The organism is Gordonia sp. SID5947, from assembly GCF_009862785.1.
In the GTDB taxonomy this organism is placed as follows: Bacteria; Actinomycetota; Actinomycetes; order Mycobacteriales; family Mycobacteriaceae; genus Gordonia.
The window spans coordinates 4,367,099-4,390,505 of record NZ_WWHU01000001.1; the positions used below are offsets into that span (position 1 = coordinate 4,367,099).

Here is a 23,407-nt window from a genome sequence, read left to right on the forward strand (position 1 = left end):
CGTCGCCGCCGTCGCTACTCGTATCGCTCGATGCTGCTCTCGGCCAGCCGCGACAACCCCTCACGGATGTGACGGGCCCAGATGCTGCCGATGCCCTCGACCGCCTGGAGGTCGGCGGCGCTCGTCGCGAGGAGGGCCTGCAGCGTTCCGAAGCTCCGCACCAGCCGGTCGACGTGCGCGAACTGCAGCCGCGAGATCCGCGCGAGGAGCCGGTAGCCGCGCGGGCTCATCGCGGTGTCCTGGGCCTCGATGGTCGTCGGATAACCGAAGGCCCCGGACAGCAGGGTGAGGTCGAGCAGGTCGGCGTCGGACAACTGCTCGATGCTCTCGAGGGCCTGCCGGACCTCCTCGGTGCTCGCCGGCTCGGGGCTGGCGTAATAATCGCGGACCAACAACTCACGCATGGTGTCGTTGTCGCTGATCAGTTCTTCGAGTTGCAGACTCACCTGGCGGCCGTTGGCGCCGAGCTCGAGAACGTACTCCTCGATCTCGACCGACACCCGCCGGACCATCTCCATCCGCTGCGCGGTCGACATCGCGTCGCGGAGCATCACGTAGTCCTCGATCTCGGCGCGCGACAGTCCTGCGATGACCTCGTCGAGGCGGGTCTTGTACCGCTCGAGCGTCGCGAGGGCGACGTTGGCGCGCGACAGGATGGGATCCGGACTCTCGACCACGCGCCGCGCGCCGTCGACGTAGACGCTCACGATCGACATCGACGCGCTGACCGAGATCACCGGATGTCCGATCTGGATGGCGGTGCGTTCGGCGGCGCGATGTCGCGTACCCGACTCCTCGGTGGGGATCGACGGATCCGGCACCAGCTGGACGTTGGCCCGCACGATCCGCTTGCCGTCGGTGGAGAGCACCACGGCACCGTCCATCTTGGCGAGCTCGCGCAGGCGGGTGGGGGCGAACTCGACGTCGAGGTGGAACCCACCGTCGCAGATCTTCTCGACGTCGGAATCGTGACCCAGGATGATCAGGGCGCCGGTGCCGCCGCGCAGGATGCGTTCGAGGCCGTCGCGCAGGCCGGTACCCGGGGCCACCCGTGCCAGGGTCTCCCTGGTCAGCTCTGACTTCGCGATCTCGACCATCACGCCTCTTCTCCGTGGCACGCACGCGGCTGTCCGCCGGCGGCCGTACACCGATAGGGTATCGGGACGTGAAGAGTGGTTTTGTGGTGCCCACCGACCTGGACCCCGTCGAACGTCACCCGAAGGCCGTGCGGCCGGGTGAGCGGATGCGGATGCACAATCCGATGTGTTACGGGTGTGGTGAGGATTCGCCGCACGGTCTGCACCTCGAGATGTATGCCGGTGAGGACTTCACGATCACCGCGTCGATGACCGTGGAGACGCACTTCGAGGGGGACCGGGGGTGTTGCACGGCGGCATCCTGACCACCGCCTTCGATGACGTGATGGGGATGGCGCCGCTGCTCGTCGGTCCGTCGGCGGTCACCGGGCACCTCGAGGTCGACTTCCTGCGCCCCATCCCGGTCGGGTCGACGCTGGAGTTCACCGCCACCCTGCTCGGCCGTCAGCGTCGCAAGCTCTACACCGAGGGTGTTGCCCACATCGGTGACCCCGATCAGCCGGTCGCGGTGGCCCACGCGATCTTCGTGTCGATCAACGCCCGCGAACATTTCGCGGATCACCTCGACAAGAGCCAGATCTCGGACGAGTACAAGCGGCGCCTGTCCCGCCCCTGACCTCGCGGCTCAGAACGGTGCGTCGACCATATTCGCCAGCCCCGCGCGGACTGCCTGTTCGAGGTCACCGACGCGGGTGACGCGGATCCCCGACGGCAACGTCTCGTCGGTGCCGGCCGGGATGATGGCGTGACGGAAGCCCAGTCGCTTGGCCTCGGTCACCCGTTTGGCCACCGCGGACACCCGCCGAACCTCGCCGGCGAGCCCGACCTCGCCGATCGCGACCGTGGTGTGCGGGATGGGGGTGTTGTCGAGCACCGAACTCACCGACAGTGCGATCGCCAGATCCGCGGCCGGCTCGGTGACGCGCATTCCGCCGACCGTCGCGAGATAGACCTCTTGATCGTTGAGAGGCGCGCCGAGCCGAGCCTGCAGCACGGCCAGCACCATTGCCACGCGGGCCGAGTCGAGGCCGGAGACCGCTCGGCGGGGTGTCGCCATCGTGCTCTTGTTTGCGAGCGCCTGGATCTCACCGACCAGTGCGCGCTTGCCGTCCATCGTCACCATCGTCGTCGAACCGGTGACGTCGGCCTCTCGCTGATGCAGGAAGATCCCGGACGGGTCGGGTACCTGATGGATGCCGTCGTCGCGCTGTTCGAAACAGCCGACCTCGTCGGCAGCGCCGAAACGATTCTTGATACCGCGCACCATCCGCAGACTGGAATGCTTGTCGCCCTCGAAGGACAGGACGACGTCGACCAGATGCTCGAGCGAACGTGGACCGGCAACGGCGCCGTCTTTGGTGACGTGTCCGACGAGCACGACGGCGATCCCGCGATTCTTGGCCATGGACACCAGGGCGGTGGTCACCGCGCGGATCTGGGTGACGCCACCGGTGACACCATCGGTTCCGGTCGCGACGACCGTCTGGACCGAATCGACCACCACGAGTGACGGATTCACCTCCTCGACATGGCCGAGGATGGTCGCCAGATCGGTCTCGGCCGCGAGATACACGTTCTGGTGGACGGCATCGGTGCGCTCGGCGCGCATCCGAACCTGTCCGGCCGACTCCTCGCCGGTGAGGTAGAGCGCCTTCTGGCCGCGGTGGGCCCAGTGTTTGACCGTCTCGAGCAGCAGTGTCGACTTGCCGACGCCCGGTTCACCCGCGAGCAGGATCACCGAGCCGGGCACCACGCCACGCCCGAGGACCCGGTCGAGTTCTTCGATGCCGGTGGGAATGGCGACCGACGAGTTCGCATCGACCTCGGTGATCGGTCGGGCCGGCCGGGTCGGGACGATGCCGCCGACCGCGTTGCCGCCGCCGCCACCGATCGGGGCGGCTTCGTCGACCGTGCCCCATTCGCCGCATTCCGGGCAGCGGCCCACCCATTTCGCGACCGCGTGCCCGCAGGCACTGCAGCGGAAGGACGACTTCGGTTTTGCCACCCGGTCAGCCTAGTGACCGCCCCTGACAACCGGCCGGTGACAGTCCCCGCAACGCAATCCACCCCCATCCCGGTCAGTCCGGAGATGGGGGCGGATGGTTCGAATGTCGGCAGGCGCCGGCGGAGCTCAGTGCTCGACGGGCGGGGCCTCGGCCTCGCGGATCTTGTCCTGGCGCGGCAGGCTGGTGCCGGAGTCGACCGGTGTGTCGACGGTGGCCTCGCCGGACTTCTCGAAGCGGAACTTCAGCGGTGTCGTCAGGCCCGGTGCGACCGAGTCGCCTGCTCCCGACAGCGTGACCGTGAGGCGCTTCTCCTCGTCGGTGGTCTGGACGTCTTCGGGCTCGAGCAGCCCGACCGGCTTGCCGGCGCGAAGTGCCTGTCCCGCAGCGATGCTGGTGTCACCCTCGATGGTCACCTTGCCGCCGGCAGGGGCGTCGATGGCGACCAGACGGTCGTTGAGGACCGGGTCCACGTTGCTGATCACGAACGAGATCTCGAACGGCCCGCCGTTGCCGAAGACCTCGTCGGACTTGTCGGTCGGGTACATGATCTGCACGTTGCGCAGCTGCATCGAGCCGATGTTGGCCAGGTTGCCGTTGACGGCGGGTTCCTGGCTCGCCGTCTGCGAGATCTGGCCCGCGCCGCACGCGGTGCTGCCGAGTGCGAGAGCGATGCCCGCGGCGGCGATCGCGGTCACCTTGGCCGTACGCCCCATGCGCGTACGGACAGCCGAACGCCGAGCGGTTTTCCGAAGCACTGACACCCGTTCCTCCCAGGTATTCGAAAGGCCGATACGCACATGCGTGAACCCTGCACTACGCAGCGTAGTGGGCGGCGATGGCAAAAGTCCGATCGGGTGCCGGATTGGTGCCGCGGACGGTGGTGCGATGATGTGCCGGAGTGGGTTTCGGCGCCGGCGCTGTGGGGCCGATCACGGCCCGGTTTGTGCTGGTCCGTAGCCCCGCGAGGTATGGCCGGACGGCCCGGTACAGCGCGTTGACCTGCACCGTTGTGTGGGCCCTCTCGGACGCCCGTGCTAGACTGGGTCTACTCGAAAGGGGCACGGAACATTGAATTTCAAAGTTGGCGACACCGTTGTCTACCCACATCACGGTGCTGCTCGGGTCGAGGACATCGTGACTCGGACCATCAAGGGCGAACAGATCGAATATCTCGTTCTCAAAGTTGCCGATGGTGACATGACCGTTCAGATCCCCTCGACGAAGCTGGAATACGTCGGTGTGCGTGACGTGGTCGGCGCGGAGGGTCTCGGTGAGGTTTTCGAGGTGCTTCGCGCCCCGCATACCGAAGAGCCCACGAACTGGGCACGCCGCTTCAAGGCGAACCAGGAGAAGCTCATCTCGGGCGACATCATCAAGGTTGCCGAAATCGTTCGTGACCTGTGGCGTCGCGAGCAGGACCGCGGACTGTCGGCAGGCGAGAAGCGCATGCTGACTCGCGCTCGCCGTGTCCTGGTCGACGAACTGTCGCTGGCGCAGAACACCGACGACGAGAAGGCGACGAGCATTCTCGACGAGGTGCTGGCCGCGGCCTCCTGATCCGACTGAACTACACGTGACTGGCATCCCGGCGGCGCCGGAGTGACGGTGAGTGTGGTCGTTCCGGCCGCGGGGTCGGGGAGCCGGCTGGGTGAGTCGATCCCGAAGGCTTTCGTCGATCTGGGCGGCGGTACGACCATTCTCGAACGCTGTGTCGACGGCATCCTGCGAGCGGGTGTCGCCGACACGGTCGTCGTGGTGGTTCCCGCAGATCTGATCGACGAGGCCGCGCGCCTCGTCCCCGATGCCACCGTGGTGGCAGGTGGATCCCATCGGTCGGAATCTGTCCGCGCCGGTATCGCCGGCACCGACTCCGACATCGTGCTGGTCCATGACGCGGCACGTCCCTTCACGCCGCCCGAGGTGTTTCATCGGGTCGTCGAGGCAGTCCGTTCCGGTCATCCATCGGTCGTCCCGGGGCTGCCGGTGGTCGACACGCTCAAAGAGGTCGAACCGGTGACGGGCTCGTCGACGCCCGGCGAGCTGGTTGTCCGGACCGTCGATCGCGAGCGTCTACGTGCCATCCAGACCCCGCAGGGGTTCACCCGCTCCGCGCTGATGCAGGCCCACGCCGATGCGTCCGGCCTGGCCACCGACGATGCGGGACTGGCCGAACGTGCCGGTATCCCGGTCCACGTGGTGGCGGGTGACCCGCTGGCGATGAAGATCACCACCCCGTGGGATCTCCGCATCGCGCGGGACATCACCGCCGAATCATCTCCCGCCGGTCGAGCCACCCCTTCTGCCGGTCGAGCCACCCCTTCCGCCGGTCGGGAGAGGCCTGCCGTTGGTCGAGTAGTCGACGAGCGCAGCGAGGAGACGTATCGAGACCACCCGACCCAGGAGCACCGGTCATGAGAGTCGGCATCGGTTCCGATGCGCACCGTGTCGACGCCGCGGCGCCGTGCTGGATGGTCGGACTCCATTTTCCCGACGCGCCGGGTTGCGAAGGTCATTCCGACGGAGACGTCGGAGCGCACGCCCTGTGTGATGCGGTGCTCTCCGCGGCCGGACTCGGTGATGTCGGCTCGGTCTTCGGAACGGGACGTCCCGAGTGGGCCGGGGTCTCCGGGGTGCGGATGCTGGAGCATGTCCGGCAGCTCGTCGCGGAGGCCGGGTTCCACGTGGTGAACGCCGCGGTCCAGGTGATCGGTAACCAGCCCAAGATCGGCCCGCGGCGTGATGAGGCCCAGCGGGTGTTGGGTGCGGCGCTCGACGCGCCCGTGTCGGTGTCGGCGACCACCACCGATGGACTGGGAATGACCGGCCGGGGCGAGGGTGTGGCAGCCGTCGCCACCGCGTTGCTCGAAGGGCGCTGAGACCGAGGCCGTTAGGGTGTAGCACGTGGATCTGTTGCTCGGAATCGACATGGGTACCGGCAGTTCGAAAGGGGTGCTCGTCGACACCTCGGGCTCGGTTGTCGCCGCCGAGACGCTGTCGCACAGCGTGTCGTTGCCGCGGCCAGGGTGGGCCGAGTTCGATCCGGACCGGGTGTGGTGGGACGAGGTCTGTCATCTCAGTCGGCGTCTGGTGGCCCAGGCGCCGCGCGGAACACGGATCGCCGGAGTGTGCGTGAGTGGGGTCGGTCCCTGTCTGGTGCTGACCGACGAGGAACTCGATCCGTGCCGCCCGGCGATCCTTTACGGGATCGACACCAGGGCGAGCGAGGAGATCGACCTCTTGACCCTCGAGCTCGGCCCGGAGCAGATCATCGAACGTGCCGGCACCGTGCTGTCGAGCCAGGCGGTGGGACCGAAGATCGAATGGGTTCGCCGCCACGAGCCGGAGGTCTTCACCCGCGCCCGCCGCTGGTACAGCTCCAATTCGTATGTCGCGGCGAAACTCACCGGCGAGTACGTCATCGATCATCACACGGCGAGTCAGTGTGACCCGCTCTACGAGACCCGGCACTTCCGGTGGAACGATGCGTGGGCCGAACGGATCTGCGGCCATCTGCCCCTCCCACGCCTCGTCTGGCCGTCCGAGGTCGTCGGACATGTCCACGATCAGGCTGCCGAGGCAACCGGGTTGCCCGCGGGTACGCCGGTGGTCGCGGGCACCGTCGACGCGTATTCGGAGGGGTTCTCGGTAGGGGTCCGCAAGTCCGGCGACCAGATGCTGATGTACGGCTCCACGATGTTCCTCGTGCAGATCATCGATGCCTACCACAGCGATCCGGCACTCTGGACGACGGCGGGGATCGAGGCCGACACACTGGCTCTGGCGGCGGGCACCTCGACGGCGGGCAGTCTCATCAACTGGTTGCAGACCATCACGGGGGGAGCGGCGTTCGACGAGATCACCGCCGAGGTGGCAGCCGTTCGACCCGGCAGTGAGGGATTGCTGGTGTTGCCGTATCTGGCTGGTGAACGCACCCCGGTGTTCGACGCCAAGGCGCGCGGTGTGGTGGCCGGGGTGACGTTGCGGCACACACGCGGTCATCTGTTCCGAGCTGCCTACGAGGGGATCTCGTTCGGCATCCGGCAGATACTCGACAGGTTCGACGACGCGCATGTCGCGACGCGCAGTGTCGCCGTGGGTGGCGGGGTGCGCAGCGATGTCTGGGTGCAGACGATGAGTGATATCACCGGTCGCCCGCAGCTCATCCCCGAGCAAACCATCGGGGCCAGCTACGGCGACGCGCTCTTGGCCGCCATCGGCGTCGGATTGGTTCCCCCGCAGACGGATTGGGCCAAGATCGCCCGGGTTGTCGAACCGCGGCCCGAGTATCGGGAACTATACGACGACCTCTATGCCACGTGGCAGGAGCTCTATCCGGCAACGAAGTCGCAGGTCCATCGCTTGACCGAGATCGCCACGTCGGGGCATCAACCCATCGTGTAGCCGCCGTCGACAGGGATGTCGACGCCGTTGATCATGCTCGCGGCATCCGAGCAGAGCCATGCGACGGTGTTCGAGACCTCGTGCGGGAGTGCGAAGCGGCCCAGCGGGATTCGCGAGAGCATCGGGGCCGCCTTTGCCTCGTCACCCCAGACTCGCTGACCCATCTCGGTGAGGACGACCGTCGGACACACCGAATTGGCGCGGATGCCGTACGGTCCGAGCTCCTGCGCGAGAACCTTGGTGGCCATGACCAATCCGGCCTTGGACGCGCAGTACGCATAGTGCTCGGACAGCGGTGCCAGCGCGGCGGCCGACGCCACCGTCACGATCGAGCCGCCGGTGCCCTGTTCGACGAGATGGCGGCCCACGGCGGCGGCAAGGAGTGCCGGAGCCCGGAGATTGATCGTGATCGTCGCGTCGAAATGTCCGGGATCGATGTCGATCGCCTTCTCGGGGTACGAGACCCCGGCGTTGTTGATCAGTATGTCGAGTCCGTCGAAGGGGTCGACCGCGAGATCGGCGAGGCGCTCCGGCGCGGACACGTCCGCGAGATCGATGGCCACCGTCTCGACGTCCACACCGAATTCTTCCGTCAGATTCGTACGCGCAGAGGCGAGTTCGGTCTCGTCCCGGCCGGTCAGCACCAATCGCAGCCCGGCCGCGGCCAGAGTGTGGGCGATGTCGGCGCCGATTCCCTTGGTGGCTCCGGTGATCAATGCGCGTTTGCCGCGCAACTCGAGATGGCCGGTGTGCTGGGTGCTGGGCATGGTTGTCACTGGGTCACCTCATGGCTGGTCGGGTGGTGCGTTGTCGTGGATGGAACGGATGTCAGGCGCCGGTGACGGCGCCGTCCGGTAGAGCATCGGCGCGCTCGACGATCGCGAGCGCCGTCGCCGGGTCGGTCACCAACTGATTGAAATATCCGCCGCGCGCGCCGGCGATGACGGATTCGACCTTGTCTGCGCCCACGGCGACGGCGATACCGACGGGGACGTGGCGCAGCAACTCGAGTTCGACGGCGATGAGTCGGTCGCCGCCCTCGAAATCCACCGCAGCGCCGTCGCGATCGAAGAACCGCGAACACACGTCGCCCACCGAATCTCGAAGGGAGGCGGATGATGTGGGGACGAATTGCGGGATGTCCGAACGCATCAGCGGTGGGGCGCCGACACCCATCAATGCTGCGCGCGCGTGTGGCCAGAGGCGGACGATCCGCTCGATCGTCGGATCGTTGAGCAGCGAACGGTAGAGGTCGGGTCCCGGCAGCGCCGGTGCGAACAGGTAATTCGGACGCCCGCCGACCCGATCGGCGATCAGTCGGGTGATCTCATTCGTCTGATACCAGGCCTCGGGCTGATCGTTGCCTCCGACGGTGGGTACCACGAGTACGCCGGGCAGCGAGGCCAACTCGAACTGGGCGACCTCGTAGACGGTCCGACCCGACGACACGAGCAACACGTCGCCGGGCAGCAGTCCGGCGCCGGCGAGCGCGCGGGCGACGACCGGCGCGAGCGTCCCGCCCATCACGTCCACGCTGGTACGACCCGGCCCAGGCGCCGGGAGAGGGAGACTCAGGTGCACCGAGGTCAACCCGATGGCGCGTGCCACCCGGTCGGCGAGATCGCCGTTTTCGGCGCCGGTCGGGGGAACGACCTCGATACGGACGATGCCCCGCCGCTTCGCCTCGGCCAGGAGACGGCTGACGGTCGCCCGGCTGGTGCCGAGTTGAGTGGCGACCTCCGCCTGCGTCGCGTCCTCCGAGTAGTACAGCTTCGCGGCGGCGTAGAGCAGCGCAGGAGAAAAATGGCCGTTCTCGGCGTCGTGCGGCGCCGGATGGCCGGCGGCCTGGCTGTTCTGTGCTGACCGTCCCACGCTCACGAGTATGTCATTGAACAGATGATCATGAAATGAATTCTGTGAACATTCGTTCTGGACATTTGCTACGACAGCTCGCTACTGTGACACCAGCCACACGGCAGGCCCAGCGTGATCCGCCCAATCGGGCTGGAGGGCAGCCGAGACCGGACGGAGAAGGAGAGCGGATGTCCGACCAGATTCCCGAGAAGATGCAGGCGGTGATCTGCCATGGTCCCGAGGATTACCGCCTCGAGGAAGTGGCGGTGCCCCGGCCGGGACCGGGTGAGGCACTGGTCCGGGTGGAGGCCGTCGGCATCTGTGCGAGCGACCTGAAGTGCTACCACGGTGCGGCGAAGTTCTGGGGCGACGAGAATCGGCCGGCGTGGGCCGAGACGATGGTGATCCCCGGTCACGAATTCGTCGGGAAGGTCGTCGCGCTCGACGAGGCCGCCGCAGGCCGCTGGGACATCGCGGTCGGCGACCGCGTGGTCTCCGAACAGATCGTGCCCTGCTGGGAGTGCCGGTACTGCAAGCGCGGCGAGTACCACATGTGCGCGCCGCACGATCTCTACGGATTCAAGCGGCGGACGCCGGGCGCGATGGCGAGTTACATGGTCTACCCGGCTGAAGCGCTGGTGCACAAGGTGTCTCCTGACATCCCCGCCCACCACGCTGCCTTCACCGAGCCGCTGTCGTGCTCGCTGCACGCCGTGGAACGAGCACGGATCAGCTTCGAGGACGTCGTGGTGGTGGCCGGCTGCGGTCCCATCGGCCTGGGTATGGTCGCCGGTGCACGCGCCAAGAACCCGATGCACGTGATCGCTCTCGACATGGCGACCGAGAAGCTCGAACTCGCCGCCAGGTGCGGCGCCGACAGGGTGATCAACATCGCCGAGGAAGACCCGGTGGAGATCATCCGGGACCTCACCGACGGCTATGGCGCCGATGTGTACCTGGAGGGGACAGGGCACCCGTCAGCCGTCCCACAGGGACTCAATCTGCTGCGCAAGCTCGGCCGTTACGTGGAGTACGGCGTCTTCGGCAGTGACGTGACCGTCGACTGGAGCATCATCAGCGACGACAAAGAACTCGACGTGCTCGGCGCCCATCTCGGGCCCTACTGCTGGCCTGCGGCCATACGCATGATCGAGTCCGGCGTGTTGCCGATGGACGACATCTGCAGCCACCAGCTCCCGCTCGCCGACTTCCAGAAGGGCCTGGATCTCGTCGCGAAGGGCACCGAATCGGTCAAGGTCTCGCTCATCCCGCAGTGATCGGGACCGATGTGGACATCACCGACGGCGACATGACAGTGATACGGAGGACAGGGGCCAGATGAGTGGAGAACGGTTCGGCGGACCGCAGATGTCACGCCGGAACATGTTGCGGGCGTTGGGGCTCGCGGGTGTAGCGGCCGCCACGGTGCCGGTGCTCGGTGCCTGCGGGATCGGCGGCCGAACCGATGCGCCCAACGGTGCGTCGGCGATCACCGGCGGCTTCGACTGGCGCAAGGCGGCCGGATCGACCATCAACATCCTGCAGACCCCGCACCCGTACCAGCAGTCGTATCAACCACTGCTGCACGAGTTCACGGAGCTCACCGGGATCAACGTCAACGTCGACCTCGTCCCCGAGGCCGACTACTTCACAAAGCTCAACACCGAACTCGCCGGGGGCACGGGCAAACACGATGCGTTCATGCTCGGGGCATACTTCATCTGGCAGTACGGTCCGCCAGGGTGGATCGAGGACCTCGGGCCATGGTTGCAGAACTCCGCGGCCACCAGCGCCGAATACGATTTCGACGACATCTTCGAAGGTCTGCGGACGTCCACCCGCTGGGATTTCGAGACCGGTAGCCCGCTGGGGACAGGCGGACAGTGGGCGATTCCATGGGGTTTCGAGAACAACGTGGTCGCGTACAACAAGGCGTACTTCGACAAGCGAGGTATCCGCCTGCCCGACCGCTTCGACGACTTCGTGCAGCTGGCCATCGACCTCACCGATCGGTCCGCGAACCGGTACGGGATAGCCACGCGTGGATCGAAATCATGGGCGACGATCCATCCCGGGTTCATGACGCAGTACACCCGTGAGGGGGCGATCGACTACTCCTTCAACGGCAACGAGCTGGTGGCCGAGATGGACAGTGACAAGGCGATCGACTTCACCGAGAAGTGGATCGAGATGCAGCACAAGGCCGGTCCGACGTCGTGGACCACATACGACTACCCCAACGCCACCGGTGATCTGGGGGACGGGACCGCGATGATGGTCTACGACGCGGACTCGGCGACATACCCGAAGAACAAGCCCGGAGCCAGTGCACAGGCGGGCAACCTGGGCTGGTACCCCGGCCCGGCCGGGCCGGACGGCAACTACAAGACCAACCTGTGGACGTGGAGCTGGGCGATGAACGCCAACTCCGCCAACAAGCTCCCGGCCTGGCTGTTCATCCAATGGGCGACCGGTAAAGAGTCGATGAACAAGGCCGTGGAGGGCGGGATCTATGCCGATCCGGTACGGAAGTCGGTGTTCGACACGACTTTCAAGAAGGTGGCGGCCGACCAGCCCGGATATCTCGAGACCTTCGAGACGGTGATCGGATCTTCGAAGATCCAGTTCACACCCCAGAAGAAGTTCTTCGACACCACCAAGGACTGGGCGGTCGCGCTGCAGGACATCTACGGCGGGGATGATGCGTCATCCCGGCTGAGGAGCCTCGCCAAGACCAACACGTCCAAGGTCAACCTGTAGGAGTTCTGGCATCCATGACGACGCAGACCCCCAAGGCGCCCCCCGCGACGCCGAAGCAACCAGCGCAGCCGGCGGCCAGAGACCTCCCGGAGGTGCCGACCTGGCGACGTAAGGCGCGACCGTACCTTCTCTCGCTGCCCGCGCTGATCATCGTGATCGGCATCCTCTACCCGTTCTTCGTCGGCGCGTACTACGCGTTCCTCAACTATGCCGCGGTGAACCCGGACCCCCACTTCGTGTGGTTCAAGAACTTCGCGTCGGTGCTCGGCGATCAGATCTTCTGGAAGAGCGTGTCGGTCACCGCGATCTTCGCGGTCGTCGCCACCGCGGTGGAGACGGCACTCGGGGTCGGCCTCGCACTGTTGCTGAACCGGTCGAGCTTCGTCGGGCGGATCTTCGAGAAGGTCCTGATCCTGCCGTTGATGATCGCGCCGGTGATCGCGGGCGTGATCTGGAAGCTGATGTTCAACCCGCAGTTCGGCATCCTCAACCATGTTCTGGGGCTGGGCAACACCTTCGACTGGCTCTCGAGTTCCAACGCGCTCTGGTCGGTCATCCTCGTCGATCTGTGGATCTTCACGCCCTTCGTCGCGATCCTGGTGCTGGCCGGCATCCGGTCGCTGCCCAAGGAACCGTTCGAGGCCTCCGAGGTCGACGGCGCGAATTGGTTCTACATGTTCCGCAAGCTCATGCTCCCGATGATCTGGCCCTACATCCTGGTCGCGGTCATCTTCCGGTTCATGGACAACCTGAAGGTCTTCGACCACATCTACGTCCTCACCGCAGGTGGCCCGGGTGTCGCGACCCGCACCCTGCAGATCGGGGCGTTCGAGGATTCGATCATCAATCTCGACTACTCGCGTGGCAGCACATACATGCTGCTGCTCTGGATCATCGTGTTCATCACAGCGCGCATCCTCGTGAGCGTGCTCGGCAAGGCGCAGCGTCGTGCTGCCGGAGCGGAGTCCTGACATGCCGAAGTTGAGGAAGCCATCGCTGGCACCGGCCGAATTGTTGCCGGGGCGGAAGCGATTCACCGCAGGCTCGGTGGCGGCCGACCTCACGGTTCTCGTGTGGTTCGTCTTCTCGCTGTTCCCGATCGTATGGATGTTCTTGCTGGCGTTGAAGAACGACGAGCAGCAGACCACCACCTTCTTCCGCTTCAGCCCGACCTGGGAGAACTTCGGCACCGTGTTGTCGAGCAGGGGAACCGAACTGACCAGTGTGGACTTCAAGGCATCGCTGCTGACGAGTCTCATCAACTGCGGTGGTGCCGTGATCGTTTCCCTCGTTATCGGTATCCCGGCTGCCTATGCGGCCGGCCGCTGGCAGTATCGCGGCTCCAACGACCTGATGTTCCAGATGCTCTCGTTCCGGTTCGCGCCCGAGCTGATGGTGATCGTGCCGCTGTTCGTGATCTACAACCAGATCGGTCTCTTCGACACGAAGGTCGGAATGATCTGGGTGCTGCAGCTGGTCACCATGCCGCTGGTGGTGTGGATTCTGCGATCGTATTTCCAGGATCTCCCGGAGGATCTCGAGCAAGCGGCGTTGCTCGACGGCTACACCCGCAAGCGCGCGTTCGTCATGGTGGCTCTGCCCATCGTCCGTCCGGGCATCGCGGCAGCCGCGCTGCTGGCGTTCATCTTCGCCTGGAACAACTACATCTTCCCGCTGATCCTGGCCGACAGCAACGCCAGCACGGTCACCGTCGCGATCACCAAGTTCCTCGGCGGAGGCGGGCAGGCCTACTACAACCTGACGGCGGCGGCAGCGATCATCGCGGCCCTGCCTCCGTTGATCCTGGCGCTGACGATTCAGCGGTATCTCGTTCGTGGACTCTCATTCGGGGCGGTGAAGGCCTGATGGCAACACTCGATCTCTCACAGATCACCAAACGGTTCGGAAAGGTCACGGCGGTCGACGACCTGTCGGTCGCGATAGAGAACGGTGAGTTCTTCGTCATCCTCGGGCCGAGCGGCGCCGGGAAGACCACCACCCTGAAATCCATTGCGGGCCTGGTGGACGTGGACGGCGGTTCGGTACACATCGGCGGCGTCGACATGACGCGGGTCGAGCCCTATCACCGCAACGTCGCGATGGCCTTCGAGAGCTACGCGCTGTACCCGCAGAAGACGGTCAGCGAGAACCTGGCGTCGCCGCTCAAGTCCGGCCGCACCGGGAAGTACTCGGATGCCGAGCGTGCGGAGCGAATCGATCAGGTCACCACCACGCTGGGCATCAACCATCTGCTCAAACGGTTTCCGCGGGAACTCTCCAACGGACAGCGGCAGCGCGTGGCACTGGGCCGGGTGCTCGTCCGTCCCGCCGACGTGTATCTGCTCGACGAACCCCTCAGCCATCTCGACGCGAAGCTCCGTGCCGCGATGCGGGCCGAACTCAAACAGCTGGGCGCGATGTCGAACACCACGACGGTGTACGTCACGCACGACTATCAGGAGGCGCTGGCACTCGGCGACCGGATCGGGGTGCTGCGAGAGGGTCGTCTCGTCCAGATCGGCACACCGGCAGAACTCTGGAACCGTCCTGCCGACACCTTTGTCGCGCGCTCGCTCGGTCAGCCCGAGATGAACCTGCTCGACGGAGTCGTCGACGACGGAGTGGTGCGCCTCGGGGACGGTCGGCTCGAGGTCGCGGTACCCGACGGCCTTCCGGTGTCGCGTGGTGATCGGATCCGAGTCGGGATGCGGCCGTGTGACTTCCATGTCCGTGGCTCACAGGTCGACACCTCGGTCGACGTCGAGTTGCGCGGCCACGTGGTGCTGGCCGAGAGACTCGGCCGGAACATCGAACTCACCGTCGAGGTCGCGGGCGAACAGTTGATCGCACTGACAACCGGGCGGCACGGGGTGGGCGAAGGCTCAGATGCCGTGATGTCCATCGCCCGCTCAGACGTCCATTTCTTCGCAGCGGGAGACGGGGACACCGTCCGTCTCGGCGGGAACCGGCACGAGACATCCGTGGAGGCAGCACGATGAGTTTCACCCGCGGTCGCGGCGCGACGACCACCACCACAGACAACACCGCAGGGGCACAGAGTCTCACTCTCGACGCACTGGTCAAGACCTACGCGGCACGTGGGCGGGAGGAGTTCACCGCCGTGAAGGGGATCGACCTCGCCATCGAGCCGGGCGAGCTGGTGGCACTGCTGGGGCCGTCGGGTTGCGGCAAGACCACCACCCTGCGGATGATCGCCGGCCTCGAGACCGTGACCAGCGGATCGATCAAGATCGGGGACCGGGAGATCTCGGATCTGCCCGCGGCCAAGCGAGGTGTCGGTGTCGGCTTCGAGAGCTACGCGCTCTACCCGCCGATGTCGGTCCGAGAGAATCTTCTCTACGGGCTCAAGGCCCGCAAGGTCTCCGGCGCCGAGCAGATGGTCGATTCGATCGCGACCCGTCTGGAGATGGAAGACCTGCTGTCGCTACGCCCCGCGGGGCTCTCCAGCGGCCAGAAGCAACGCGTGGCGCTGGCCCGGGCACTGGTGCGCAACCCGCCGGTCCTGCTCCTCGACGAACCGCTGAGCCATCTCGACGCCTCGGCGCGCAACCGGGTGCGCCGCGAGTTGAAGGTGCTGCAGCGCGAGTTCGGTTACACCACGATCGTGGTGACCCACGACCAGGTGGAGGCGTTGTCGCTCGCCGACCGCCTCGCCGTGATGGCCAACGGGGTCGTGCAGCAGTTCGGTACGCCCGACGAGGTCTTCGACGATCCGGCGAATCTGTTCGTCGCCCAGTTCGTCGGCGAGCCGCAGATCAACGTGGTGCCCGGCGTGGTCCGCATCGTCGACGGTCGCACCCGGGTCGAGATCGGCGCCGGCGCGGGGTATCTGGAGTCGTCGGCGACCTCGGTTCCGGACGGCACATCGGTCACCGTCGGGGTGCGTCCACAGGACTGCGCACTGGCTCGCGGGACTCGCGAGGACGCGGCCGGCGTCGACGCGGAGGTGGCATGGTTCGAGCATCTCCTGGAATTCGGGTTGACGACATCGACCGTGCCGGGGATGGAAGAGGGCATCGTGACCGTCACCCCGGCACAGGACACCCACCAGGCGGAGGAGCGGGTCGTGCTGACCGCGTCGCCGGAGCGCGTGTACCTGTTCGACACCGAAAGCGGAGATCGACTGCGATGACCAAGCTGTACAACGACCCGGCACGCTTCACCGAGGACATGCTCGCCGGTTTCCTCGACGCGAATGCGGAGCAGGTCGTCGGGGTGCCCGGAGGTGTCGTCCGCGCGACCGCCACACCCCCGGGCAAAGTGGCCGTGGTGGTGGGGGTGGCTCGGGCCATTACCCCGCGTTCTGCGGCGTCGTCGGCGCAGGGTTCGCCGACGGCGCGGTGGTCGGGAACATCTTCACGTCTCCGTCGGCCGACGAGGCGGCCGCGGTGGCACGTGCCGCGCACGGTGATGCCGGCGTCCTCCTGACCACCGGGAACTACGCGGGCGACGTGATGAACTTCGGTCTCGCCGTCTCCGAATTGCGTTCGGAAGGTGTCGACGCACACTATTTCGCGGTCACCGACGACGTCGCGAGCGCGCCGGCGGGACACGAGGAGAAGCGTCGCGGGATCGCGGGTGATTTCACCGTGTTCAAGTGCGCGAGCGCGGCGGCTGAGGCCGGTCTCGACATCACCGGGGTGGTGCGGGTGGCGGAAGCCGCGAACGCCGCCACGCGCACACTCGGCGTCGCCTTCGACGGCTGCACGATGCCGGGTGCCGATCATCCGCTGTTCACCGTGCCGGCGGGCACGATGGGTGTCGGCCTCGGAATCCACGGGGAACCGGGGGTTTCCGACGAGCCGCTGCCGCGGGCGGACGAGTTGGCCCGGACGCTTGTCGACGGCGTGCTCGAGCATGCTCCGCAGTCGTCGTCGAAACGTGTCGCGGTGATCCTGAACGGCCTGGGCCGTACCAAGTACGAAGAGCTCTTCGTCGTCTGGTCCACGGTGGCCGGGCTCCTGCGGGACCACGGATATACCGTCGTCGAACCGGAGGTCGGGGAGTTGGTCACCAGCTTGGACATGGCCGGCTGTTCACTCACCGTGATGTGGCTCGACGACGAGCTCGAGAAATATTGGCGCGCACCGGCGGACACTCCCGCGTATCGCAAGGGGGCGATGTCTCGGTCCGGTGGCGAACGGCGCAGCGTCGACGAGGGCGCGGCCGGGCGAGGGCAGCGGGATCTCGCGGCGCTCGCCGACGACGACGGTCGCGCAGGCGGCGCCGTGGTGGCGCGAGTATTGCAGGCGATGGCCGAGATGCTGGTCGCGGCGGAGGAGGAACTCGGCCGGATCGACGCCGTCGCCGGAGATGGCGATCACGGTCGCGGCATGGTCAAGGGATCGCGGGCCGCAGCGTCGGCGGCCGATCAGGCGGTGGCCGCCGGTGCCGGCCAGGGGTCGGTGCTCGGTGCGGCAGGCAAGGCCTGGGCCGCGAAGGCCGGTGGGACCTCAGGTGTCTTGTGGGGTGCGCTGCTCGGCGCGATCGGGACCAGACTCGGCGACACCGGGCGCCCGGAACCGGCCGCCCTCGCCGGAGGTCTCCGGGACGGTTACGACGCGTTGGTCGCCCTCGGCGGAGCGGCTCCCGGTGACAAGACGATGCTCGACGCCCTGCTCCCCTTCGTCGACGACTTCGAACAGCGCGTGGCCGACGGGCAGGAGTGGCGAACCGCCTGGCGATCGTCGTCGGAGAAGGCCGCGGAGGCGGCCGAGGCCACCGCACGACTTCGCCCCAAGGTCGGACGTGCCCGGCCGCTGGCCGAACGGAGTCTCGGCACACCCGATGCCGGCGCCACCTCGTTGGCCATGTGCCTCCATACGGTCGCCGACGCCATCGCGGGCGTCACCGAGAACACGACGACGGAAGGAATCCGATGAGTCCAGAACTGCGTATCGTCGTCGGATCAGACGATGCGGGCTACGAATACAAGGAAGCCCTCAAGGCCGACCTGAAGGCCGACGAGCGGGTGGCCGAGGTCGCCGATGTCGGAGTCGGGTCCGACGACCACACCGACTACCCCCATGTCGCGGTGGCCGCGGCCCGGATGGTGGCCGACGGGAAGGCGGACCGTGCCCTGCTGATCTGCGGCACCGGGCTCGGCGTCGCCATCAGCGCCAACAAGGTCCCCGGCATCCGGGCGGTCACCGCCCACGACAGCTACTCGGTCGAGCGTTCGGTCCTGTCCAACAACGCGCAGGTCTTGTGTTTCGGTGAGCGCGTCGTCGGGCTGGAACTCGCGCGTCGACTGGCCAGGGAATGGTTGGGCTACGAGTTCGACCCGACCAGCGCCTCGGCGGCGAAGGTCGACGCCGTGCGCGGCTACGAGGGGCAGAGCACCGGAAGCGCCTGCTGAGAGGCGGCGGGCCGCGCGCGTTCGCCGACGTCAAACCGGGTAAGATGGCACGTCGTGACCCTGCGCCTTTATGACACCGCTTCCCGAGAGGTGCGCGACTTCGTTCCGCTGCACCCCGGACACGCATCGGTGTACCTGTGTGGTGCCACCGTCCAGGGTGTGCCCCACATCGGCCATGTGCGCAGCGGAATCGCTTTCGACGTGCTGCGGCGCTGGCTCGAACACCAGGGCCTCGACGTCCTGTTCGTCCGCAACGTCACCGACATCGAGGACAAGATCCTCCGCAAGGCCGAGGAGGCCGGCCGGCCCTGGTGGGAGTGGGCGGCAACCCACGAGCGTGCCTTCGACTCGGCCTACGACGCACTCGGGGTGCTGGCACCGTCGGGCGAACCGCGCGCCACGGGTTTCGTCACCCAGATGGTCGAGTACATGCAGCGACTCATCGACCGCGGCCACGCCTATGAATCGGATGGCAACGTCTACTTCGACGTGCTGAGCCTGCCCGATTACGGGGCGCTCTCCGGGCACCGTCTCGACGACGTCCATCAGGGTGAGAGCGCGGGAACCGGCAAGCGCGACGCACGTGACTTCACGCTGTGGAAGGCCGCGAAGCCGGGTGAGCCCTCGTGGCCCACACCGTGGGGTCCCGGCCGTCCCGGCTGGCATCTCGAATGTTCGGCGATGGCCACCTCGCTGCTCGGTCCGGAGTTCGACATCCACTGCGGCGGTATGGATCTGATCTTCCCGCATCACGAGAACGAGATCGCGCAGGCGCATGGCGCGGGCGACCCGTTCGCCCGCTACTGGTTACACAACGGGTGGGTGACCATGGGCGGCGAGAAGATGAGCAAGTCGCTGGGCAACGTGGTGTCGATCCCGGCCATGCTGTCGCGGGTCCGTGCGGTGGAACTGCGCTACTACCTGGGCAGTGCCCACTATCGCTCGATGCTCGAGTACTCCGAGGGGGCGCTGACCGAAGCGGCCGCCGGATACCGTCGGGTCGAATCCTTCGTCACGCGGGTGTCGTCGCGTGTCGGTGAGGTCGCGGTCGGCGAGATCCCGGCCGACTTCGCCGCCGCGCTGGACGACGATCTCGGCGTACCCGCCGGTCTGGCTGTGGTGCACAACGTCGTACGGCAGGGGAACACCGCACTCGAATCGGGCGACGGAGCGGGAGCGCTCGCGGCGGCGGCGTCGGTGCGGGCGATGATGGGCATCCTCGGTGTGGACCCGCTCGACGAGCACTGGTCCGACGACACCGCGGATGAGAGTGCGGCCACCGCCGCGCTCGACGTCCTGGTGCGCGCCGAGCTGGAACGCAGAACGCAGGCGCGCGCGGAAAAAGACTGGGCGACCGCGGATTCGGTCCGCGATCGACTCGCCGAGGCCGGTATCGAGGTCACCGACACACCGGACGGTGCGCAGTGGTCGCTGAAGGGAACGTCCTGACATGGCAGGGAACTCCAAACGTAAAGGCGCGGTGCGCAAGACCGGCAGCAAGAAGGGGCAGACCGTCGGTTCGGGTGGGCAGCGACGTCGCGGCCTCGAGGCACGCGGCGCCACCCCCAAGGCGGTGGACCGGCCGTACCATCCTGCCCACAAGCGCGCCAAGGCGGCGGCCAAGACCACCGGCGGCCGGGGCGGCGCACGCACCCGCAAGGACGACGGCCCCGAGTACGTTCTCGGACGCAACCCGGTGGCGGAGTGTTTGCGCGCCGGTGTGCCCGCGACCGCGCTGTACCTCGCCACCAATTCCGAACCCGACGAGCGTGTTGCCGAGAGTGTGAAGATGGCAGGCGATTTCGGCATCGCGATCCTCGAGGTCGGGAAGAACGAACTCGATCGCCTGTCGTCGAACGGTATGCACCAGGGCATCGCCCTGCAGGTCCCGGAGTATCAGTACGCCCACCCCGACGACCTGATGCGCGCCGCCGTCGACAGCGGTACTCCTCCGCTGCTGGTGGCCCTCGACAACATCACCGATCCGCGCAACCTCGGTGCGGTCATCCGTTCGGTCGCGGCGTTCGGCGGCCACGGCGTGCTCATCCCGCAGCGCCGCAGCGCGAGTGTCACGGCGGTCGCGTGGCGGACCAGTGCCGGTGCGGCCGCTCGGCTGCCGGTGGCGCAGGCGCCGAACCTGACTCGCACGCTGAAGGATTGGGCAGCGGACGGGACTCAGCTCGTCGGCCTCGACACCGAAGGGGATGTGTCCCTCGACGACTACGACGGCACCGGGCCCACCGTGATCGTGGTCGGTTCCGAGGGCAAAGGTCTGTCGCGGCTGGTGCGCGAGACCTGTGACTCGATCCTGTCGATCCCGATGGCCGGTGACGTCGAGAGCCTCAACGCCTCGGTGGCCGCCGGCGTCGTACTGGCCGAATTCGCTCGCCAGCGACGACAGTAGCCCCGCCCCGGCCGCTAGACTTCGCGGCATGGGTGGACGTAGCCGATCAGCCGATCTGGTCATCGACCTGAACGCCGATCTCGGCGAGGGTGTCGGCGACGACGCGGCCATGCTCGGTGTGGTCACCAGTGCGAATGTCGCCTGCGGATTCCACGCCGGAACGCCGGCAGAGCTGATGGCGACCTGTCGAGCGGCGGTCGACGCGGGAGTACGGATCGGGGCGCAGGTGTCGTATCCGGACCGCTCGGGTTTCGGCAGGCGGTTCATGGACGTCGCCCCCGACGAGCTGACGGCCGACATCATTTATCAGATCGGTGCCCTCGAAGGTGTCGCACGCGCGGTCGGCGCCGAGGTGTCATACGTGAAACCGCATGGCGCACTCTATAATTCGATCGTCAGTCACGATGTCCAAGCCGGCGCGGTGGTCGCGGCGATCGTCGAACTCGGACGGTCGCTGCCGTTGATGGGATTGCCGGGATCGGTGGTGTTGCGTCGCGCCGAGGAGGCCGGGATCCCGATCATCGCAGAGGCCTTTGCCGATCGTGCCTACCGGCCGGACGGGACGTTGGTGCCGCGCACCGAGCAGGGCGCGGTGCTGACCGACAGCGACGAGATCGCTCGACGTGTGGTCGGTCTGGTCGCCGACGGCACCGTCACCGCCGTCGACGGTTCGGTCATCGTCGTCGATGCCGAGTCCGTCTGTCTGCACGGTGACACCCCCGGTGCAGTCGGTCACGCGCGTGCCGTCCGTGACGCACTCCGGGAGGCGGGTGTCTCGGTCTCGGCCCTGTGAGGTCTGGGGCCGCGAGTGCCGACCGAAGTTGCCGTCGGCGAAAAGGTGGTTGCTGTCGGCAAGAAGGTGGTTGCTGTCGGCGATGAACGGGTTGCTGTCGGCGGACAAAGCCGGGTTCGGTCGACGGGCGACGTGTGTCGTCTATGTTGGGGTACATGACATCGATCGATAGCAGGGTTACCACCGCCGATGGCATCGTCGAGGGGGCGCGGGGTAAGCGCACCCGGCGGGGCACCATCAGCTGGAAGGGCATCCCGTTCGCCGCGCCGCCCGTGGCCGGCCTGCGCTTTCGCGATCCGCAGCCGGTCAATCCGTGGCCCGGCGTCCGTGACTGCACCCGGTTCGCCAAGGCGGCGATCCAGGAGAAGCAGTTCACCGCGGTGGCACCCGGCAGGTATCAACCGACGGGCGAGGACTGCCTCACCCTCAACGTCTTCGCTCCCGAACGGCCGTCGTCGACCCCACGACCGGTGATGTTCTTCATCCACGGCGGTGCGTACATCCTCGGCACCGCGGCCACCCCGCTCTACGACGGGTCCCTGCTGGCCCGCGCGCAGGACGTGGTGGTGGTGACCGTGCAGTACCGATTCGGGCCGTTCGGGTTCCTCGACTTCGGCGCGTACGCCACCGAGGACCGGCCGTTCGACTCAAATCTCGGCCTCAAGGACCACGTGGCCGCGCTCTCGTGGGTGCGGCGCAACATCGCCGCGTTCGGCGGCGACCCCGACAACGTGACGGTGTTCGGTGAGAGTGCCGGTGGTACCTCGGTGGTGAGCCTGCTGAGCACGCCCGCGGCGAGTGGCCTGTTCCACCGCGCGATCGCCGAGAGCCCGGCCACCGAACTCGTCATCGGCAAGGACTCGGCACGCATCTACGCCGAAGAGTTCCTGCGCCTGCTGCGCGACCCGCAGCGCCGGTCCACCCGGGTCGACACCGACGCCGAGCCGATATCGGCTGCCGATGCGCAGACGCTGCTCGCGCGGTCGTCGGCGAACGAGATCATGCGTGCCGGCGACCGTCTGATGAAGTTCGCCTCCGCGGCCGGCGTCGACGACCCGATCCCGTACGGCCCGGTCGTCGATGGAGATTATCTGCCCGCGTCGCCGCTGGACGCGGCCGCGGCCGGCACGACGCTTCCGCTGCCGCTGATCATCGGCAGCAACCACGACGAGGGACAGCTGTTCACCAAGTTCTGGAATGTGTTGCCGGACGCCGAGAAGGCGCTGGTCCGGGTCAATGACGAACAGGATCGTCGGGAGATCAGGGCGTTGTACAACGGCGGTGAGCGCGACGACATCCAGCTCGCGGCCGACGCGGTCTTCTGGGCGCCGATGGTGTCTTTCGCCGAGGGACACAGCCGGGTGGCGCCGACCTACGTCTACCGATACGACTTCCACACCCGCATCCTGGCGGCGACCGGCGTCGGGGCGACCCACGCCACCGAACTGTTCGCGGTGTTCGGCGCCTATCGCACAGCGCTGGGTGCCGGTCTCGCGGTCGGGGATTGGCGTTCCACCGGTCGGGTGATCGCCGATGTGCAGGACCGGTGGGGTGCATTCGCCACCGCCGGGGTACCCGGGGTGGGATGGCCGGCCTACGAGACGGGCAGCCGCAAGGTGCTGGTCATCGACGATCCCGATCGGGTGCAGACAGATCCGGAGGGCGCCCGCCGCGCCGCGTGGCAGAAGGTCCACGCCTCGGCCTGACCCGCGC

At 67.0% G+C, this 23,407-nt stretch carries 19 protein-coding genes and 3 pseudogenes; 17 read left to right on the forward strand and 5 right to left on the reverse strand.

Going from position 1 to position 23,407, the window contains the following annotated elements:
• Positions 1-14: 14 nt before the first annotated feature.
• On the reverse strand, positions 15-1,097 hold the full coding sequence (gene disA, locus GTV32_RS20000; RefSeq protein WP_161062656.1) for a DNA integrity scanning diadenylate cyclase DisA: 1,083 nt from the start codon (positions 1,095-1,097) through the stop codon (positions 15-17).
• 86 nt (positions 1,098-1,183) lie between these two features.
• Between disA and GTV32_RS20005 the strand changes: the two are divergent.
• Positions 1,184-1,713: pseudogene (locus GTV32_RS20005) on the forward strand (PaaI family thioesterase).
• 9 nt (positions 1,714-1,722) lie between these two features.
• On the opposite strand, the gene radA reads toward GTV32_RS20005, so the two are convergent.
• Both radA and GTV32_RS20015 read right to left on the reverse strand, forming a co-directional pair.
• Entirely contained in the window at positions 1,723-3,102 is a 1,380-nt protein-coding gene (gene radA / locus GTV32_RS20010) for a DNA repair protein RadA (protein ID WP_161061797.1), read from the reverse strand.
• Between the two features lie 126 nt (positions 3,103-3,228).
• Positions 3,229-3,816 carry a hypothetical protein gene (locus tag GTV32_RS20015; protein ID WP_202421852.1) on the reverse strand — a complete coding sequence of 196 codons (588 nt, stop codon included), beginning with the start codon at positions 3,814-3,816 and terminating at the stop codon, positions 3,229-3,231.
• 355 nt (positions 3,817-4,171) lie between these two features.
• Between GTV32_RS20015 and GTV32_RS20020 the strand changes: the two genes are divergently transcribed.
• The 4 genes and pseudogenes from GTV32_RS20020 (at position 4,172) to GTV32_RS20035 (ending at position 7,504) form a co-directional block, all read left to right on the forward strand.
• Positions 4,172-4,660 (forward strand): CarD family transcriptional regulator, encoded by a 489-nt coding sequence (locus tag GTV32_RS20020; protein WP_161061799.1) that lies wholly within the window; start codon positions 4,172-4,174, stop codon positions 4,658-4,660.
• A gap of 42 nt (positions 4,661-4,702) precedes the next feature.
• Positions 4,703-5,365, forward strand: a pseudogene (ispD, locus tag GTV32_RS20025) (2-C-methyl-D-erythritol 4-phosphate cytidylyltransferase); the annotation flags it as partial.
• 149 nt (positions 5,366-5,514) lie between these two features.
• Positions 5,515-5,979 (forward strand): 2-C-methyl-D-erythritol 2,4-cyclodiphosphate synthase, encoded by a 465-nt coding sequence (ispF, locus tag GTV32_RS20030; protein ID WP_161061801.1) that lies wholly within the window; start codon positions 5,515-5,517, stop codon positions 5,977-5,979.
• Positions 5,980-6,004: 25 nt separating this feature from the next.
• Positions 6,005-7,504, forward strand: coding sequence for an FGGY-family carbohydrate kinase (locus tag GTV32_RS20035; protein ID WP_161061802.1), 1,500 nt, complete (start codon positions 6,005-6,007; stop codon positions 7,502-7,504).
• Here GTV32_RS20035 and GTV32_RS20040 read toward each other — a convergent pair.
• Together GTV32_RS20040 and GTV32_RS20045 are read right to left on the reverse strand one after the other, a co-directional pair.
• Positions 7,489-8,280 (reverse strand): glucose 1-dehydrogenase, encoded by a 792-nt coding sequence (locus tag GTV32_RS20040; protein WP_161061803.1) that lies wholly within the window; start codon positions 8,278-8,280, stop codon positions 7,489-7,491. The two genes, GTV32_RS20035 and GTV32_RS20040, sit on opposite strands and share 16 nt — an antisense overlap.
• 52 nt (positions 8,281-8,332) lie before the next feature.
• Positions 8,333-9,376: a sugar-binding domain-containing protein gene (locus GTV32_RS20045; protein ID WP_343287399.1), complete on the reverse strand. Its 1,044-nt coding sequence runs from the start codon at positions 9,374-9,376 to the stop codon at positions 8,333-8,335.
• A 170-nt stretch (positions 9,377-9,546) separates the two neighbouring features.
• Between GTV32_RS20045 and eltD the strand changes: the two genes are divergently transcribed.
• The 12 genes and pseudogenes from eltD to GTV32_RS20105 all read left to right on the forward strand — a co-directional run bounded on the left by eltD (position 9,547) and on the right by GTV32_RS20105 (position 23,400).
• Positions 9,547-10,635 carry an erythritol/L-threitol dehyrogenase gene (gene eltD / locus GTV32_RS20050; protein WP_161061804.1) on the forward strand — a complete coding sequence of 363 codons (1,089 nt, stop codon included), beginning with the start codon at positions 9,547-9,549 and terminating at the stop codon, positions 10,633-10,635.
• A 61-nt stretch (positions 10,636-10,696) separates the two neighbouring features.
• The gene (locus GTV32_RS20055) at positions 10,697-12,118 is read left to right on the forward strand and encodes an extracellular solute-binding protein (RefSeq protein ID WP_161061805.1); all 1,422 of its coding nucleotides are present in this window, start codon (positions 10,697-10,699) and stop codon (positions 12,116-12,118) included.
• 14 nt (positions 12,119-12,132) lie between these two features.
• A complete protein-coding gene (locus GTV32_RS20060) occupies positions 12,133-13,089 on the forward strand; it encodes a sugar ABC transporter permease (protein ID WP_161061806.1) in 957 nt (318 codons plus the stop codon).
• 1 nt (position 13,090) lies between these two features.
• Positions 13,091-13,984, forward strand: coding sequence for a carbohydrate ABC transporter permease (locus GTV32_RS20065; RefSeq protein ID WP_161061807.1), 894 nt, complete (start codon positions 13,091-13,093; stop codon positions 13,982-13,984).
• Positions 13,984-15,117: an ABC transporter ATP-binding protein gene (locus GTV32_RS20070; RefSeq protein ID WP_161061808.1), complete on the forward strand. Its 1,134-nt coding sequence runs from the start codon at positions 13,984-13,986 to the stop codon at positions 15,115-15,117. Before GTV32_RS20065 ends, GTV32_RS20070 begins: the two co-directional genes overlap by 1 nt.
• The gene (locus GTV32_RS20075) at positions 15,114-16,271 is read left to right on the forward strand and encodes an ABC transporter ATP-binding protein (protein WP_161061809.1); all 1,158 of its coding nucleotides are present in this window, start codon (positions 15,114-15,116) and stop codon (positions 16,269-16,271) included. Before GTV32_RS20070 ends, GTV32_RS20075 begins: the two co-directional genes overlap by 4 nt.
• A pseudogene (locus GTV32_RS20080) lies at positions 16,268-18,021 on the forward strand (dihydroxyacetone kinase family protein). The gene GTV32_RS20075 and the pseudogene GTV32_RS20080 overlap by 4 nt, the downstream one beginning before the upstream one ends.
• Positions 18,018-18,497, forward strand: a complete 480-nt coding sequence (locus GTV32_RS20085; protein WP_161061810.1) for a ribose-5-phosphate isomerase — start codon at positions 18,018-18,020, stop codon at positions 18,495-18,497. The pseudogene GTV32_RS20080 and the gene GTV32_RS20085 overlap by 4 nt, the downstream one beginning before the upstream one ends.
• Positions 18,498-18,551: 54 nt before the next feature.
• On the forward strand, positions 18,552-19,946 hold the full coding sequence (cysS, locus tag GTV32_RS20090) for a cysteine--tRNA ligase (protein WP_161061811.1): 1,395 nt from the start codon (positions 18,552-18,554) through the stop codon (positions 19,944-19,946).
• 1 nt (position 19,947) lies between these two features.
• Positions 19,948-20,901 (forward strand): 23S rRNA (guanosine(2251)-2'-O)-methyltransferase RlmB, encoded by a 954-nt coding sequence (gene rlmB, locus GTV32_RS20095; RefSeq protein ID WP_161061812.1) that lies wholly within the window; start codon positions 19,948-19,950, stop codon positions 20,899-20,901.
• Between the two features lie 28 nt (positions 20,902-20,929).
• Positions 20,930-21,694, forward strand: coding sequence for a 5-oxoprolinase subunit PxpA (locus tag GTV32_RS20100; protein ID WP_161061813.1), 765 nt, complete (start codon positions 20,930-20,932; stop codon positions 21,692-21,694).
• A gap of 155 nt (positions 21,695-21,849) precedes the next feature.
• Positions 21,850-23,400: a carboxylesterase/lipase family protein gene (locus GTV32_RS20105; protein WP_161061814.1), complete on the forward strand. Its 1,551-nt coding sequence runs from the start codon at positions 21,850-21,852 to the stop codon at positions 23,398-23,400.
• Positions 23,401-23,407: the final 7 nt, after the last annotated feature.